Here is a 14,017-nt window from a genome sequence, read left to right on the forward strand (position 1 = left end):
CGTTCTGCGTTCTGCGTTCTGCGTTCTGCGTTCTGCGTTCTGCGTTCTGCGTTCTGCGTTCTGCGTTCTGCGTTCTGCGTTCTGCGTTCTGCGTTCTGCAGGTTAGAGCATAAAGGATGAAAGGTGAAAGTGTATTGCGGGCCAGCGAATTAGCCAGCCCGCAAACGGTTACTGCTCCATCGAGTAGCGCGTCATCGGCGCTACATCTTTGATCAGCCCGTTGGCTTTCATATATTCACCAAACGCCTGATACCTTGCTTTATCAAAGGTGGCGCTGTGCCCATCAAACAGCGGCAATGTCGCTTCCCAGGCCTGATGATTGAGTTTGGTGTTCAGCTCAGGATACTGCTTAATAAACGCCTTCCAGGCTTCTTCCGGATGCGCACGCAACCACACCACACCCGCGTCCAGACCGCGTAAGAATGCCGGAATACGCTTGTCCTGGGCGGCGCTCTTGTTGTTCGCCAGAATGATCAGCTCATCATAAGCGGGCACACCATAATCTTCGGGTTTGAACACCACCGGCTTAGCGCCCTTATCCTGGAGATCGATCAGCTCGTAATTGCGGAAAATGGTCATCGCGCCATCGATTTTGTGCGTCAGCAGCGCCGAAGTGGAATCCATATTCAGGCTAATTAATTTCACCGAATTGACATCCACGCCCTGCGATTTCAGCATATTGCGGATCGCCACATCTTCCGATCCTGGCACCGCGTAACCCAGCGTTTTACCCGCTAAATCTTTGAGCGAATGGATATCGCTGGACACGGTGGTCAGCGTATTCAGCGGCTGACCAATCAGCGTGCCGACGCGGATTACCGGAACGTCCTTTTCCACCAGCGTGTAAAGCTGCGGCTGGTAGCTGATTGCCAGATCGGCCTTGCCTGCCGCCAGCAGCAGCGGCACCGACGCCGAATCAGCCGGGGCGATCATCTCGACATCCAGCCCTTCCTTCTTGAAAGCGCCGCTGTACTGCGCGGCAAAAATGGCTGCATGGTTAGGGTTCACAAACCAGTCGAGCAGCAGGCGAACTTTTTGTTCGGCGTGCGCGCTGGTGGTCGCCAGCAGCAGCAAAGCGGTAATCGCGTTACGTAGGGTGTTCAAGGGACGTCCTTATGTTGAGTGCCAGAGGAATTTTTTACGCAGCAATGCGACGCCGCCGGAGAGCAGCAGCGCCAGCATCAATAACAGCAACAAAGCAGCAAAGCTGGTGGCCGTTTCCAGCCGGGCGTTGGATTGCATCATCAGATAGCCCAGCCCTTTGCTGGCACCGACCCATTCGCCAATCACCACCCCAATCGGGGCCAGCACCACCGCCATCTGCAAACCGGAAAAGAACTGCGGGAGCGCTGCGGGCCAGCGCACGTGCCAGAAAATCCGCGCACGTGAAGGATTCAGCGTGCCCGCCAGTTCCAGCCAGCCGGAGGGCGTACGGCACAGGCCATCAAATAGCGACAGACACAGCGGGAAGAAAACGATTAACGCCGCGACTACCACCTTGGAGGCGATGCCAAATCCCAGCCACAACACCAGCAGTGGCGCCAGCGCAAACACCGGAATCGCCTGGCTGGCGGTCACGAGCGGAAACAGCACGCGACGCAGCGTCTGGCTGCCTGCCATCAGGACCGCCAGCGTCACGCCCGTCCCAACGCCCAGCAGCAGCGCCAGCACAATCTCTGCCAGGGTAAACAGCGCGTGATGCGCCAGCAGCTGGCGATGCAGCCATAACGCCTCCAACACCGCCAGTGGCGAAGGCAGCAAAAAGTCAGGCACGCCATGCTGCCGCGCCAGCAGCCAGCCACACAGCAGCACCGAGATCAGATAGATCGCGCTAAACAGTTTTTTCATCTTGATTCAGTCGGGAAAAGAGTTCGCCCTGCGCCTGTAGCAGGCGAGGATCATCAAGGGATCGGGGAGCATCACCCGCAGGCACCGGCCAGCTTTCAACCGCTAACGGCTGGCCATGCAACAGCACGATGTCATCGGCCATACGGCAGGCTTCAAGCGGATCGTGCGTAACCAGCAGCACCGTTTTGCCCTTGAGCAGCATGGCAGTCAGGGTTTGCAGACTGAGTTTGGTCATCACATCCAGCGTGGCGAAGGGCTCATCCATCAGCACCACTTCGCGTTGGGCATACAGTGTACGTGCCAGTGCCACACGCTGCCGCATCCCGCCTGAAAGCTTATCCGGTGAGGCTTGCGCCACCTCACTCAGCTTCACCTGCTTAAGCAGCGCCAACGCACGCGCGCGGTCCGGTTTTTCACCGTTGAGCCGAGCGGAAAGCATCACGTTTTCCAGCACCGTCAGCCACGGATACAACAGATCCTGTTGCCCCATCCACGCCACTTTGCCCGGTAAGCCACTGATTTCGCCCTGTTGTGGCTGCAACAAACCTGCCACCAGCCGCAATAAGGTGCTTTTCCCAATGCCGCTACGCCCTAATAGCACCGTGGTTTTACCGCCGCGCAGTTGCAGATTGAGTTGCTGGCACAGCGCCTGTTCGCCCCAGCTAAAGGTGATGTCATTAAATCCGATCGGATTCATAGTCGCTTTGCCGCCAACATTGCCAGACGGGTAAACCCTCGCGCTTCCAACACCGAGGCCGCCTGCGCCGCGCGAATGCCGCTGGCACATACCAGCACGATGCGCCGATCCTGCGGCGGCTGCCAATCGACTAGGGCGTGCGGCAGAATGCGTTCGACAATGTTCGCTACACTGACGGGGGCTTCTTCCACACTGCGCAACTCGACAATGCAATCATCTTTCGTCAGCAGTTGCTCATCGATAAAGGGCACGCTGTTTTCTGGCTCTTCCGCGCCGTCAAAACGAAATGCGCGCATATGCCAGTTGATGAAGTCACAGTTGATCACACTGCCGAGGGGTGAAGGTTGCAGATCCAACAGCACGCTGAGTGCCATCTGCGCCTGCATTGCACCCAAAGTCGCCACTGCCGGCCCCATTACCCCAGCAGTGTTGCAGTTGGCTGCAGAGGCGGGTAAGCGTGGAAACAGCGCCCGATAGCTCGGCGCGCTTCCGCAGAACCCGCCGACATAGCCCTGACGGCCTAATACTGATGCGCTGATCAAAGGAATCTGCGCTGCCAGACAGGCATCAGAGAGTTGATAGGTCACCGCGAAGTTATCAGCGGCATCAATCACCAGATCGATATCCGTCAGCAGGTGCGGCAGATCGCTGGCGCCGATAGCCCGTGGCACCACCTCGATCTGCACCTCGGGATTACGTTGCACCAGCGCCTGTTGCGCCCGTGCTGCCTTGCCGTGACCGATGTCCTGCATCGTAAACAGCGTCTGGCGATGTAGATTGTGTAAGGCCACTTGATCGTCGTCACACAGGCGGATAAAACCGACGCCTGCGCCAACCAGCTGCGGCAGTAATGTAGCGCCCAACCCGCCTGCCCCCACCACCAGGACGCGCGCATCCGCCAGCTTTTGCTGACCTTCGACACCGATTTCCGGCAGCATCATCTGCCGTTGATAGCGATCCATGGTGGCTCCTTAACTCAAACTCGCCAGACCGAAGATCGGTGTTGAAGCTGCCGCCATATCGCGCTTCTCCATCAAACCAGCACTGCGTGCGGCCTGTCCCGCTTCAATCGCCAGACGGAACCCGTTCGCCATGCCAACCGGATCGCCGGCTTTCGCCACGGCAGTATTGAGCAGGATGCCATCGAAGCCCATCTCCATCGCCTGCGCGGCCTGTGATGGCGCACCGATGCCTGCATCAATTATCAACGGGATGTCGCTGAACCATGCCCGCATCGCGCGTAATCCTTCAATGTTGCGCAGGCCCTGCCCGGAACCGATCGGCGCACCCCACGGCATCAGCAGTTCACAACCGGCTTCCAGCAGCTTCTCACCGACGATCAAATCTTCGGTGGTGTACGGGAAGACCTGAAAACCATCCGCACACAGGATGCGTGCCGCTTCAACCAGCGCAAAAGGATCGGGTTGGAGCGTGTCGGCATGACCAATTACCTCCAGTTTGATCCACGAGGTATTAAACAGCTCGCGCGCCATCTGCGCGGTGGTTACCGCCTCTTTCACCGTGTGGCAGCCTGCGGTATTCGGTAGCACGCGAATGTCCAGCCCGGTCAGCATCTCGCGAAAAGCCGCACCCGCCGCGCCTTCACGACGCAAACTCACAGTGATGATTTCCGTGCCAGAGGCGGCAATGGCCTGTTGCAGAATCGCCGGTGATGGATAGCCCGCGGTGCCAAGCAGAAAACGTGACTGGGGAGTGAAATCGTAAAACATGTTTCAACCTCCCTGCATCGGGGACAAGACTTCCAACTGACAGCCCTCTTCCAGCTGCTGGCTGCTGTACTGACTTTTAGGTACAAAGTTGCCGTTGAAAGCGCTGGCAACGCAGGCGGCATCAATTTGCTGCTCGATCAGCAATTCGCTGAGCGTGCTGGCCTCAGTGCGGATCGCCCGGCCGTTAAGCTGAATATTCATAGGATTGTTCCCCGAAAAGGCGCTGCATCAGTTGTTCTGCCATCATTGGCGCCAGCAGAAAACCGTGGCGATACATGCCGTTAAGATAGTAAGTGTCGTTTTGATAATGGATTTCCGGCAGGTTGGCCGGATAAGCAGGACGTAAACCGCTGCCGCTTTCCACCACGCGGGCTTCGGCAAGAGCAGGATGAATGGCGTATGCCGCGCTGAGCAGTTCCATCAAGGCGCGTGCGCTGATCGCGCTGTCATCGTCACTTTCCACCATCGTGGCACCCAGCATGAAATGGCCGTTACTGCGCGGCACCAGATAGCACGGAAAGCGCGGATGCAACAGACGAATCGGACGCGAGAACTGCACCTCTTCGCTGTGCAGAATCACCATCTCGCCACGCACCGCACGCAGACGCGGAAGGTCGGCTTTGGCATGCATGCCACGACAATCAATCACCCGACCCGAAGGGTGTTGTGCATCAAAACGCACGCCGCGCTGTAACAGCTTTTCGCGCATTTCGGTGAGCGCCAGGCGCGGGTCGAGATGCGCCTCCTCGGCAAAAAACAGCCCACGCGCAAAACGCCCGGCCAGCAGAGGTTCAAGCTCACCGGGATCGACCCATTGGTGCTGTTCGGTCATGCGTGCGAAGCGAGTCAGTTCCTGGCTATCGCGCGGTGGCGCTACCACCAGCGTTCCCTGATGTGCCACGCTGCTGACACGCTGTTGCCACCAGCCAGCAGCGTGTTGACCGAGAGAGATCACTTCCTGCGGTGCACTTTCGGATTCGCACCAGGGTGCAAGCATGCCGCCAGCAAACCACGACGCGGCCTGGCGGGAGTCGTCGCCAATGACGTCGACGTCTTCGCCGCGTTCAGCCAGCAGCGTTGCCACGCACAGGCCTGCCACGCCGCAGCCTAATACCGTCCAGCGGCTCACAGCAGGTTATCCGGGATATAAAGGGAATTCACATCGGCCTCTCAGTGTTGACTGAGACCCGCAGATACAGGAGGAGGGAAAGGGCGCGAGCGATCCTCTGCGCCAGACAACACCGGATCGGTGCTGTCAGTCTTCCTACGCCAGTATCAACTGGGTCAGGTTCAAAGGGTCGCTAAGCCGCGCATTGCGCTTTTAGCCTCTCAGTCTCTTTGGCGAGACTCCCCCGACGCGTCTATTTGTATTGCAGGCGCCGTTCGGCGTCAAGCGTGGATTTCGTTATGCGATAAAGGCATTTATCGCTACGTGCACGTTCTGGATCGAAAACGTAACATATGGTATACAAAGGCATTATTGCTACTTTTCAAGCGCAAAGAAATTACAGGTGATGTTGGACTCCTTATGAAAAATATTAGAATTGCCTTTATTAAAGCCGGTTGGCACAAAGAGATTGTGCACAATGCTTTGGTGGGTTTTGAGCAAGAATTAAAAGCACAGAACGTTGAAGCGGAATTAAAAGTGCTGGAAGTGCCGGGCGCATTTGAAATGCCGCTGCTGGCAAAACGCTTAGCGGAAACCGGCAAATACGACGCGATCGTAGCGGCTGCGCTGGTGGTGGATGGCGGTATCTATCGTCACGATTTCGTTGCTGCAGCCGTGGTTGATGGCCTGATGAACGTTCAGCTGACCACCAATGTGCCAGTGTTCTCTGTCTCACTGACGCCGCACAATTTCCAGCCGGTCGATGTGCTGGAAAACTTCTATACCGAACACTTTATTAAGAAAGGCAAAGAGGCCGCGCGTGCTGCGCTGGCGATTCATAATTTGTCGATCGATTAATTCCCTCTCAGGAACACTTCATTATTCGTGGTGAAGTGTTCTTGCTCTCAATAATACCTCCCTGCCCTTAAGAACAATATGTTCTACGTTATTTCGAAAATCGCATAAGCCACTTTCTTTACTCTCCTCGGCTACTTCAACTTACGTAAATTTTTGTCGTAAACAGCAAAAGGTGTACAAAAACACTTCACATTCATAGCATTCACTATAATGTATAGCACAGGCTATAATTCTCAGGGGATGATTATGTTGATCAGGCACGTTGTATCGGTTGTGATGCTTACGCTCGCGATGAGCACTTTGGCGTTTGCTGCCGACAAACTCAAAGTGGTCACTACTTTCACGGTGATCGCAGACATGGCAAAGAACGTCGCAGGTGATGCCGCCGAAGTGACATCCATCACCAAGCCCGGTGCGGAGATCCATGAATACCAACCAACCCCCGGCGATATTCGTCGCGCGCAGGGTGCCGATTTAATCCTGGTAAACGGTTTTAATCTGGAACTGTGGTTTAGCCGCTTCTACCAGCGCCTGAAAAGCGTGCCGGAAGTTACGGTGACAGAAGGCATTGAACCCCTGGGCATCACCGAAGGCCCCTACAACGGCAAACCCAACCCGCATGCCTGGATGTCTCCAGACAATGCGCTGATTTACGTCGATAACATCCGTAACGCACTGCAAAAATACGATCCTGCCAATGCCGCCGTTTATCAGGCCAATGCGGATCGCTATAAAACGCAAATCCAGCAAACCCTGGCGCCGATGCGCGCGGAGATTGAAAAACTGCCGGAAAACCAGCGCTGGCTGGTGACCAGTGAGGGCGCTTTTACCTATCTGGCACGTGATTTGGGTCTGAAAGAACTTTATCTCTGGCCGATCAATGCCGATCAGCAAGGCACACCGCAACAGGTGCGCAAAGTGATTGATGCGGTGAGAGCCAACCACATCCCGACTATCTTCAGCGAAAGCACCATCTCCGCCAAACCGGCCCAACAGGTCGCGCGTGAAGCGGGTATTCACTACGGCGGCGTGCTGTATGTTGACTCTCTCAGCAACAGTGACGGGCCGGTTCCGACCTACCTTGATCTGCTGCGCGTGACCACCGATACCGTAGCCAAAGGCATCACCGCCGGGAGCCAAAAATGACCCTAAACGTGCAGGATGTTAGCGTCACCTACCGCAACGGTCACACTGCGCTGCGTCAGGCATCTTTCTCCGTGCCAGCGGGCAGCATCGCCGCGCTGGTGGGCGTCAACGGCTCCGGGAAATCCACACTGTTTAAGGCGATTATGGGCTTCGTGCCGCTTTCGACGGGTCAGGTCACGCTGGCAGAGATGCCCGCGAAGCGTGCGCTGAAACACAATATCGTCTCCTATGTGCCACAGTCGGAAGAAGTGGACTGGAGCTTCCCGGTGCTGGTGGAAGATGTGGTGATGATGGGCCGCTACGGCTATATGAACATGCTGCGTATCCCGCGTGCGGAGGACAAACGCCGCGTGGATGAGGCGCTGGCACGCGTTGGGATGAGTGATTACCGCCATCGTCAGATTGGTGAACTCTCCGGCGGGCAGAAAAAACGTGTTTTCCTGGCACGTGCGCTGGCGCAGAGTGGGCAAATCATCCTGTTGGATGAGCCTTTCACCGGCGTCGATGTCAAAACTGAAGCGGCGATCATCGCCCTGTTGCAGGAGCTGCGCGATGAGGGCCGCACCATGCTGGTCTCCACGCACGACCTCAACACCATTCCTGATTACTGCGACCGCTGCGTGCTGGTGAAAAACACCGTACTAGCCAGCGGCGAGCTGCGCGGCACCTTTACCGCCGCCAATCTGGCACGCACCTTTGACGGTGAGGTACAGCAGCGCAATGCCGCACTGTTGCAGAAGATAGCCGCGCAACCGGGGGCGGATCATGTCGTGGATTATTGAGCCGTTTGGCTATCAATACATGCTGAATGCGATGTGGATCGCCGCGCTGGTCGGGGCGATTTGCGCGTTTCTTTCCTGCTTTCTGATGCTGAAAGGCTGGTCGCTGATTGGTGATGCGCTGTCACATTCGATAGTGCCGGGCGTAGCTGGCGCGTACATGCTGGGGTTGCCCTTCTCACTCGGTGCCTTTCTCTCCGGCGGACTGGCGGCAGGCAGCATGCTATTCCTTAACCAGCGCACGCGCCTGAAAGAGGATGCGATCATCGGACTGATCTTCTCCTCCTTCTTCGGCATCGGGCTCTTTCTGGTGTCGCTCAATCCGACGTCGGTCAATATTCAAACCATCGTACTGGGCAACATCCTCGCGGTGGCGCCCGCCGATATCTGGCAGCTCGGCACCATCGGCGTGGTGACGCTGACGTTATTGCTGCTTAAGTGGAAAGATTTGATGGTGACGTTCTTTGATGAAAGCCACGCGCGCTCACTTGGGCTGAATACCACCGGCTTAAAGATCCTGTTCTTTACCCTGCTCGCTGCCTCCACCGTCGCCGCATTGCAAACCGTTGGCGCCTTTATGGTGATTTGTCTGGTGGTGACACCCGGCGCCACCGCTTATCTGCTCACCGATCGCTTCCCGCGTTTGTTGATGATTGCCGTGGCTATCGGCAGCATCACTAGCTTCCTTGGCGCGTGGAGCAGCTATTTCCTTGATGGTGCCACTGGCGGCGTGATCGTGGTGGCGCAGACTCTGGTGTTCCTGTTGGCGTTCGTCTTTGCGCCTAAACATGGCGTGCTGGCGGCCCGGCGACGCGCTCGTCTGGCGCAGGAGATCAACCTCAATGATTGAAATACTGCTGAGTCCTTTCGAATTCGAATTTATGAATATGGCGCTGATCATCACGCTGATTTTGTCGCTGCCGTGCGCCATGCTGTCCGCATTTTTAGTGTTAAAAGGCTGGTCACTGCTCGGCGATGCCATGAGTCACGCGGTATTTCCCGGCGTGGTGCTGGCGTGGTGGATCGGCTTTCCTTTTGCGATTGGCGCTTTTATCGCGGGCATGCTGTGCGCGCTCGCCAACGGTTTTATCAGCCAGAACAGCCGCATCAAGCCTGATACCGTGATGGGCATTGTGTTTTCGGGGATGTTTGGTGCCGGACTGGTGCTCTACCTAAAACTGAAACCGGAAGTCCATCTCGACCACATTCTGTTCGGCGATATGCTGGGTATTGGCTGGGCGGATATCGCACAAACCGCCGCCATTGCGCTGCTGGTGGTGCTGGTGCTAAGTGTGAAATGGCGCGATCTGTTGCTGCATGCCTTTGACCCACAACAGGCGCGCGCCTGTGGCATCAACGCTAATGTGATGCATTATGGGCTGCTGTGTTTAATTGCGCTCACCATCGTTGCCGCGCTGAAATCGGTGGGAGTGATTTTGTCGATCGCCATGCTGATCGCGCCAGGAGCGATCGCACTGCTACTGGCGCGGCGATTCTTACAGGTCATGCTGCTGGCGGCGCTGATTGCCATCCTGACTGGATTTTGCGGAGTGTACGCGTCGTTCTTCCTCGATAGCGCGCCGGGCCCCACCATCGTGGTGCTGTATAGCCTGTTATTTGTGGTGACGTTTGTGAGTGTGAGCTGGCGCGAGAGAGCGAATGGTCGCGGGTTAGCGGCTATCAAATAAAGTGATTCCGGGCCGCAAATTTCAAGATTGGGCCATAAATTTAATTTATTGGGCCGATAATGAGTAAAATGGGCTGTAAAATATTTATAATGGACCGTAAATGTTTAGTGTGGGCCATAAATATCGATATCATGGACCATTAACGTTCAATATGGGCCACAAATCTACCTGGTCTTAAGCTTTCAGCGAGTGCAAAGCACGGGCCAGGTAGATTTCTGATTTATGGATTTTAAGCTAATCCCAGAGGCATACGATTTTGATCCAGCCAACGTCCCCAGATGATCTTTCAAACCTTCAACACCAAATTCTCTCAACTATCGCAAGTGCCGAGTCTTCGCTTAGTTCCGGTGACCTCGCGGGCCGTCTTGGTGTGGGTCGTTCTACGATCAAACGGCATATCGAGGTTTTGCTTGGTCAAAGCAAAATTACCCGGCACGGCGTAGGACGGGGGACTCGGTATACCGCGCTGGCGCCCTTGAACAAGCTACCCCAATACGGTTCATCGGTGACGGAGAAGACCCCTGAATATCATTCCTCTTCCCTCACTACAGCTCAATCATTGCATCAATATCTAAATTTACCTCTGTCAGTCAGGGATATTTCCGGGTATGACCGAAGCTTCGTGGACAATTATATTCCGAACGAAACGTTCCTACTGCCTCAGACGCTAGCCCTGGCCTTGATGAATGAAGGAAAAATGGCAGGGCAACAACCCGCAGGTACCTACGCGCGAAAAGTTCTGGAGCAATTGCTCATTGATTTGTCCTGGTCATCTTCTCAACTTGAAGGAAACCGATATTCATTGCTGGCCACCGAAGAACTGTTCAAAAGTGGCGCGGCATCAAATGATTTAGATGCCGTCATGCTGCTTAATCATAAACAGGCAATAGAGTTTTTGGTCGATGCAGTCCCTGAATCTGGATTAACTGGGCCGGTAATCAGCAACTTACATGCTTTATTGATGCATGATTTATTGTCAAATTCTGACGAGTTGGGAGCGATCAGACGCAAAATCGTGAATATTTCGGGAACGACCTACACTCCACTACAGGCACCGTTCCTGTTACAAGAAATGTTCGACATCATTATCAAAAAATCACGGCTGATTAATAATCCTGTGGAGTCAGCCTTTTTCCTGTGGGTCAATATCGCTTATCTGCAACCCTTTGAAGACGGGAATAAAAGAACCAGCAGGCTGGCCGCAAATATTCCACTCATGATCTACAATAGTGCTCCACTCTCCTTTCTTGATGCTGATGTCACAAGCTATGCCTACGCGATGATGGGGATTTATGAAAAACGTGACGTGACTTTAGCCGTTGAGTTGTTCGAACATTTATATCGTCGTTCAATCAAACGCTATGCCGTCACACTGGAAGCCATGGGCGTTCCGGATCCGTTTAGACTTCGTCACAGAGAAGATTTAAACACCACTATTCGCTTAATCGTTGCAGAGGGTCAGAATATTGACTCTGCGATGCAGGTAATTGATCTTGCTCCTGAAGACAGAGCGCGATTCATGCAGCTTTTACAGAACGAGCTACGCATATTGAGTACGTTAAATTGTGCCCGATATCGTCTATCAATATCGCTAACGGAGCAGTGGATCCGTCAGGGGCGGCCAGGTTAGTAGTGAGGCCGACATACATCGTACATACCCGTTTTTGGCTAACCCGCATCGCGGCTTAACGTTATAGTGCCCTCTCTGATGACGATATGAAACCGGCATGAAACTGACCCTCGACAATGATCTCACCATCCGCAAGCTGCTGATTTTCAGCTGCTACATGGAAACGGAAAACCTCGCCAGAGCGGCAGAAACGCTGGGGATCAGCACCGTGAGCGTGCATCGTGCGCTGCACACGTTGGAAGAGAGTTTGCGTTGTCCGCTGTTTGAACATAAAGGCCGCAACCTGGTGGCACTGCCCGCCGCTACGACGCTGCTGGAATACAGCCGGGAAGCGCTGGCCACGCTGAGTCAGGGCATTGATGAAACACGACGCACTGCAGGTATCGGTCTGGGGCATCTGCGTGTGGGCACCTTATATTCTCTGTCGCTGGAAACCGTGCCGCGTCTGATCATGAAAATGAAACTGCGCCGCCCCGAGTTAGAACTCAACCTCACCATGGGTTCTAATGATTTGCTGCTGCGCGCGCTGAAAGACAATCAGCTGGATGCGATTATCATTTCTGTCAGCGAAGCCGAGATTGATGAAAAGATTTTTGAGCAGGTCGCGCTGTTCCAGGATGACATCTTCCTCGCCGTGCCAGCGGGTGGCGATGATAAAAGCGAGGAAGATATCGATCTGCGCAGCTACAGTGACAAACCCTTTGTCTCGCTAGCCGAAGGTTTTGCCACCTTTGCCGGTTTTCAGGAAGCCTGCCACGTGGCCGGTTTTGAACCCAACATCGTCACGCGCGTGAATGACATCTTCTCGATGCTCAGTCTGGTGCAGGCCGGCATGGGCTATTCGCTGGTACCGGGCAGGATGCGTAAGCAGTATGAAAACGATCTGCGTTTTCTCCGCTTAGCCGAGCCGTATCAAATGCGACAGCAGATCGCTATCGTGTTTCCGCGCAACCGCGAACATGATCCAAATCTGCTGGCACTGGTGGCTGAAGGGCGTATGTTCGCCCTGAGTTTGCAGGAAAAGGTTCAGCGCGCCAGCCGCTGAAACAGACGCAGCGCCAGTTCAGCGCCGCTGCGCTCAAGGGCAATACATTCGCCCTGACACTGCACGCTGCGCGTTAAGCCCGTCAGCACTTCACCGGGCGGCATCTCAATCACCAGACGCACTTCGCGTTCTTTCGCCGCCACCATCGCGTCATGCCAGCGCACGCTGCGCGCCATGTTCATCGCCAGATCGTCAGCAATCCGTTCCGGCTGCCAGAGAACGCGGGCGCTGCTGCCGCTGAGATAAGCGAATTGTGGACGTTGCAACCTGACCTTATCGATAGCGGCTTTGAGTTGCTGCGCGGGGCTATCTAGTAGTGCACAGTGTGAAGGCACGCTGATCGCCAGCCGCTGCGCTCGCTGTGCCCCCTGCGCCAGCGCCTGCTGCGCCACTGCCGCCATGGCACTGTCACTACCCGCTATCACAATCTGTGTTTCAGCATTGATGTTGGCGATAAAACTGGTTTGCCCATCCACCAGCGCTTCGACTTGTGCCAGCGTCATACCACTGATCGCCGTCAAACCATAGCCCTGCGGATACGCCTGCTCCATCAGTTCACCGCGCAGTGTCACCAGTTGGAGAGCATCGGCAAAATCCAAAGCACCGGCGATCACCGCCGCAGGATACGCACCGATCGACAGACCACACACCATCGCGGGTTGCACGCCGCTGGCGATTAGCTGGCGCGCCGCCGACACGCCCGCAATCAGCAGCGCCAGCTGCACTGCGCGCGTATGTTGCAGTGCGGTAGCCGAATCGAGCTGCAACAGGTCATCACCCAGTACCTGATGCGCCACCTGCCAGGTCTTATCGCGTGGCAGCGACTGCAACATGGCAGGCCGTTGCGTGCCTTGTCCCGGAAAAGTGAACAGGGTTTTCATTCGATTTCCTCCGTCCAGGGAAGATGTGTCAGACGGGGACCGCGCGCGGTTTTTAACAACACGCGCCCCTCACGCAGCCACTCATTAAGCGCGAACGCCCCCACCGGCGTTTCTATCTGGGTATCTGCACGACAGGGTAAACGTGCAAGTTGCTGCTGCCAGGCCTTAAATTCCTCCGCCTGCAACGGCAACGGTGCGCGAATTAACAGGTCGAGATCGCTCGTGGCATGCAGCACCGGCAACCCGGTCGCCAGAGCGAATCCCGTGCTGCCGGTCACGCCCCACGACCATGACCAGCGCTGCTGATGAAGTTTCATCACTGCCTCAACCGTGGGTAATGCGCGAAACACAGAATCGCTTGCATGCGCCAGTAGCCCCTCCGGTGTATCAATCCGCAGCACATCCTGCTCCCGCACCCATCCCGCCGCCCGTTGATGGCGTGCACTGCCACGCACGCCAATCGGAATGCGATCCTGCCGCATCACATCACGCCGCACCACGACCGGCTGCTGAGCGTTCCACTGTTGCGCCACCCAGCTTTCCTTAATGTCGAGCAGCGTGGTATCAGCGTGCAGCCAGAGCAGATCGTGTGGGCGGATATTCATCA

Annotated in this window: 16 protein-coding genes and 1 riboswitch; of the genes, 7 read left to right on the top strand and 9 right to left on the bottom strand. The window is 55.7% G+C overall.

The annotated features are described in order from the left end of the window. Window positions 1-168 precede the first annotated feature (168 nt). The 7 genes from FD737_RS17150 to FD737_RS17180 are packed head-to-tail and all read right to left on the bottom strand — an operon-like array spanning window position 169 to window position 5,404. Entirely contained in the window at window positions 169-1,104 is a 936-nt protein-coding gene (locus FD737_RS17150; RefSeq protein WP_160834090.1) for an ABC transporter substrate-binding protein, read from the bottom strand. Window positions 1,105-1,113: 9 nt separating this feature from the next. Next, complete coding sequence (locus FD737_RS17155; RefSeq protein WP_160834091.1) at window positions 1,114-1,848, bottom strand: ABC transporter permease; 735 nt, start codon at window positions 1,846-1,848, stop codon at window positions 1,114-1,116. Next, a complete protein-coding gene (locus tag FD737_RS17160) occupies window positions 1,832-2,545 on the bottom strand; it encodes an ABC transporter ATP-binding protein (protein ID WP_097118812.1) in 714 nt (237 codons plus the stop codon). Before FD737_RS17160 ends, FD737_RS17155 begins: the two co-directional genes overlap by 17 nt. Beyond that, the gene (locus FD737_RS17165; protein WP_160834092.1) at window positions 2,542-3,507 is read right to left on the bottom strand and encodes a HesA/MoeB/ThiF family protein; all 966 of its coding nucleotides are present in this window, start codon (window positions 3,505-3,507) and stop codon (window positions 2,542-2,544) included. Before FD737_RS17165 ends, FD737_RS17160 begins: the two co-directional genes overlap by 4 nt. 9 nt (window positions 3,508-3,516) lie before the next feature. Beyond that, window positions 3,517-4,275: a thiazole synthase gene (locus FD737_RS17170; protein WP_097118810.1), complete on the bottom strand. Its 759-nt coding sequence runs from the start codon at window positions 4,273-4,275 to the stop codon at window positions 3,517-3,519. Between the two features lie 3 nt (window positions 4,276-4,278). Then, window positions 4,279-4,476 (bottom strand): sulfur carrier protein ThiS, encoded by a 198-nt coding sequence (gene thiS / locus FD737_RS17175; protein ID WP_034830370.1) that lies wholly within the window; start codon window positions 4,474-4,476, stop codon window positions 4,279-4,281. Then, window positions 4,460-5,404: an FAD-dependent oxidoreductase gene (locus FD737_RS17180; RefSeq protein WP_160834093.1), complete on the bottom strand. Its 945-nt coding sequence runs from the start codon at window positions 5,402-5,404 to the stop codon at window positions 4,460-4,462. Before FD737_RS17180 ends, thiS begins: the two co-directional genes overlap by 17 nt. Window positions 5,405-5,519: 115 nt before the next feature. Further along, window positions 5,520-5,639: riboswitch (TPP riboswitch) on the bottom strand. A 164-nt stretch (window positions 5,640-5,803) separates the two neighbouring features. Between FD737_RS17180 and FD737_RS17185 the strand changes: the two genes are divergently transcribed. The 7 genes from FD737_RS17185 to FD737_RS17215 all read left to right on the top strand — a co-directional run bounded on the left by FD737_RS17185 (window position 5,804) and on the right by FD737_RS17215 (window position 12,529). Beyond that, window positions 5,804-6,241, top strand: coding sequence for a 6,7-dimethyl-8-ribityllumazine synthase (locus tag FD737_RS17185; protein ID WP_034830445.1), 438 nt, complete (start codon window positions 5,804-5,806; stop codon window positions 6,239-6,241). Between the two features lie 276 nt (window positions 6,242-6,517). Continuing rightward, the gene (locus tag FD737_RS17190; RefSeq protein ID WP_237448821.1) at window positions 6,518-7,387 is read left to right on the top strand and encodes a metal ABC transporter substrate-binding protein; all 870 of its coding nucleotides are present in this window, start codon (window positions 6,518-6,520) and stop codon (window positions 7,385-7,387) included. Next, complete coding sequence (locus FD737_RS17195; RefSeq protein ID WP_160834095.1) at window positions 7,384-8,169, top strand: manganese/iron ABC transporter ATP-binding protein; 786 nt, start codon at window positions 7,384-7,386, stop codon at window positions 8,167-8,169. Before FD737_RS17190 ends, FD737_RS17195 begins: the two co-directional genes overlap by 4 nt. After that, a complete protein-coding gene (gene sitC / locus FD737_RS17200; RefSeq protein ID WP_097118805.1) occupies window positions 8,153-9,016 on the top strand; it encodes an iron/manganese ABC transporter permease subunit SitC in 864 nt (287 codons plus the stop codon). The genes FD737_RS17195 and sitC overlap by 17 nt, the downstream gene beginning before the upstream one ends. Then, window positions 9,009-9,854 (top strand): metal ABC transporter permease, encoded by an 846-nt coding sequence (locus FD737_RS17205; RefSeq protein ID WP_160834096.1) that lies wholly within the window; start codon window positions 9,009-9,011, stop codon window positions 9,852-9,854. The genes sitC and FD737_RS17205 overlap by 8 nt, the downstream gene beginning before the upstream one ends. Before the next feature lie 256 nt (window positions 9,855-10,110). Next, window positions 10,111-11,484 (top strand): Fic family protein, encoded by a 1,374-nt coding sequence (locus FD737_RS17210; protein WP_202404588.1) that lies wholly within the window; start codon window positions 10,111-10,113, stop codon window positions 11,482-11,484. Window positions 11,485-11,581: 97 nt separating this feature from the next. Further along, entirely contained in the window at window positions 11,582-12,529 is a 948-nt protein-coding gene (locus FD737_RS17215; RefSeq protein WP_097118803.1) for a LysR family transcriptional regulator, read from the top strand. Here the strand turns inward: FD737_RS17215 and mdcH are convergent. Continuing rightward, a complete protein-coding gene (gene mdcH, locus FD737_RS17220; RefSeq protein WP_160834097.1) occupies window positions 12,511-13,410 on the bottom strand; it encodes a malonate decarboxylase subunit epsilon in 900 nt (299 codons plus the stop codon). The two genes, FD737_RS17215 and mdcH, sit on opposite strands and share 19 nt — an antisense overlap. Beyond that, complete coding sequence (locus FD737_RS17225; RefSeq protein ID WP_160834164.1) at window positions 13,407-14,015, bottom strand: malonate decarboxylase holo-ACP synthase; 609 nt, start codon at window positions 14,013-14,015, stop codon at window positions 13,407-13,409. Before FD737_RS17225 ends, mdcH begins: the two co-directional genes overlap by 4 nt. Between the last annotated feature and the right edge of the window lie 2 nt (window positions 14,016-14,017).

It is taken from the genome of Pantoea sp. Seng (genome assembly GCF_009829935.1).
Classification (GTDB): Bacteria; Pseudomonadota; Gammaproteobacteria; order Enterobacterales; family Enterobacteriaceae; genus Pantoea; species Pantoea communis.

Excerpts from the sequence above, each read along its gene's own strand:
- FD737_RS17170 (WP_097118810.1), bottom strand. The coding sequence starts at position 4,275 with ATGTTTTACGATTTCACTCCCCAGTCACGTTTTCTGCTTGGCACCGCG.
- FD737_RS17195 (WP_160834095.1), top strand. The coding sequence starts at position 7,384 with ATGACCCTAAACGTGCAGGATGTTAGCGTCACCTACCGCAACGGTCAC.
- FD737_RS17155 (WP_160834091.1), bottom strand. The coding sequence starts at position 1,848 with ATGAAAAAACTGTTTAGCGCGATCTATCTGATCTCGGTGCTGCTGTGT.
- FD737_RS17215 (WP_097118803.1), top strand. The coding sequence starts at position 11,582 with ATGAAACTGACCCTCGACAATGATCTCACCATCCGCAAGCTGCTGATT.
- FD737_RS17185 (WP_034830445.1), top strand. The coding sequence starts at position 5,804 with ATGAAAAATATTAGAATTGCCTTTATTAAAGCCGGTTGGCACAAAGAG.
- thiS (WP_034830370.1), bottom strand. The coding sequence starts at position 4,476 with ATGAATATTCAGCTTAACGGCCGGGCGATCCGCACTGAGGCCAGCACG.
- FD737_RS17190 (WP_237448821.1), top strand. The coding sequence starts at position 6,518 with ATGCTTACGCTCGCGATGAGCACTTTGGCGTTTGCTGCCGACAAACTC.
- mdcH (WP_160834097.1), bottom strand. The coding sequence starts at position 13,410 with ATGAAAACCCTGTTCACTTTTCCGGGACAAGGCACGCAACGGCCTGCC.
- FD737_RS17165 (WP_160834092.1), bottom strand. The coding sequence starts at position 3,507 with ATGGATCGCTATCAACGGCAGATGATGCTGCCGGAAATCGGTGTCGAA.
- FD737_RS17160 (WP_097118812.1), bottom strand. The coding sequence starts at position 2,545 with ATGAATCCGATCGGATTTAATGACATCACCTTTAGCTGGGGCGAACAG.
- FD737_RS17205 (WP_160834096.1), top strand. The coding sequence starts at position 9,009 with ATGATTGAAATACTGCTGAGTCCTTTCGAATTCGAATTTATGAATATG.
- FD737_RS17225 (WP_160834164.1), bottom strand. The coding sequence starts at position 14,015 with ATGAATATCCGCCCACACGATCTGCTCTGGCTGCACGCTGATACCACG.
- sitC (WP_097118805.1), top strand. The coding sequence starts at position 8,153 with ATGTCGTGGATTATTGAGCCGTTTGGCTATCAATACATGCTGAATGCG.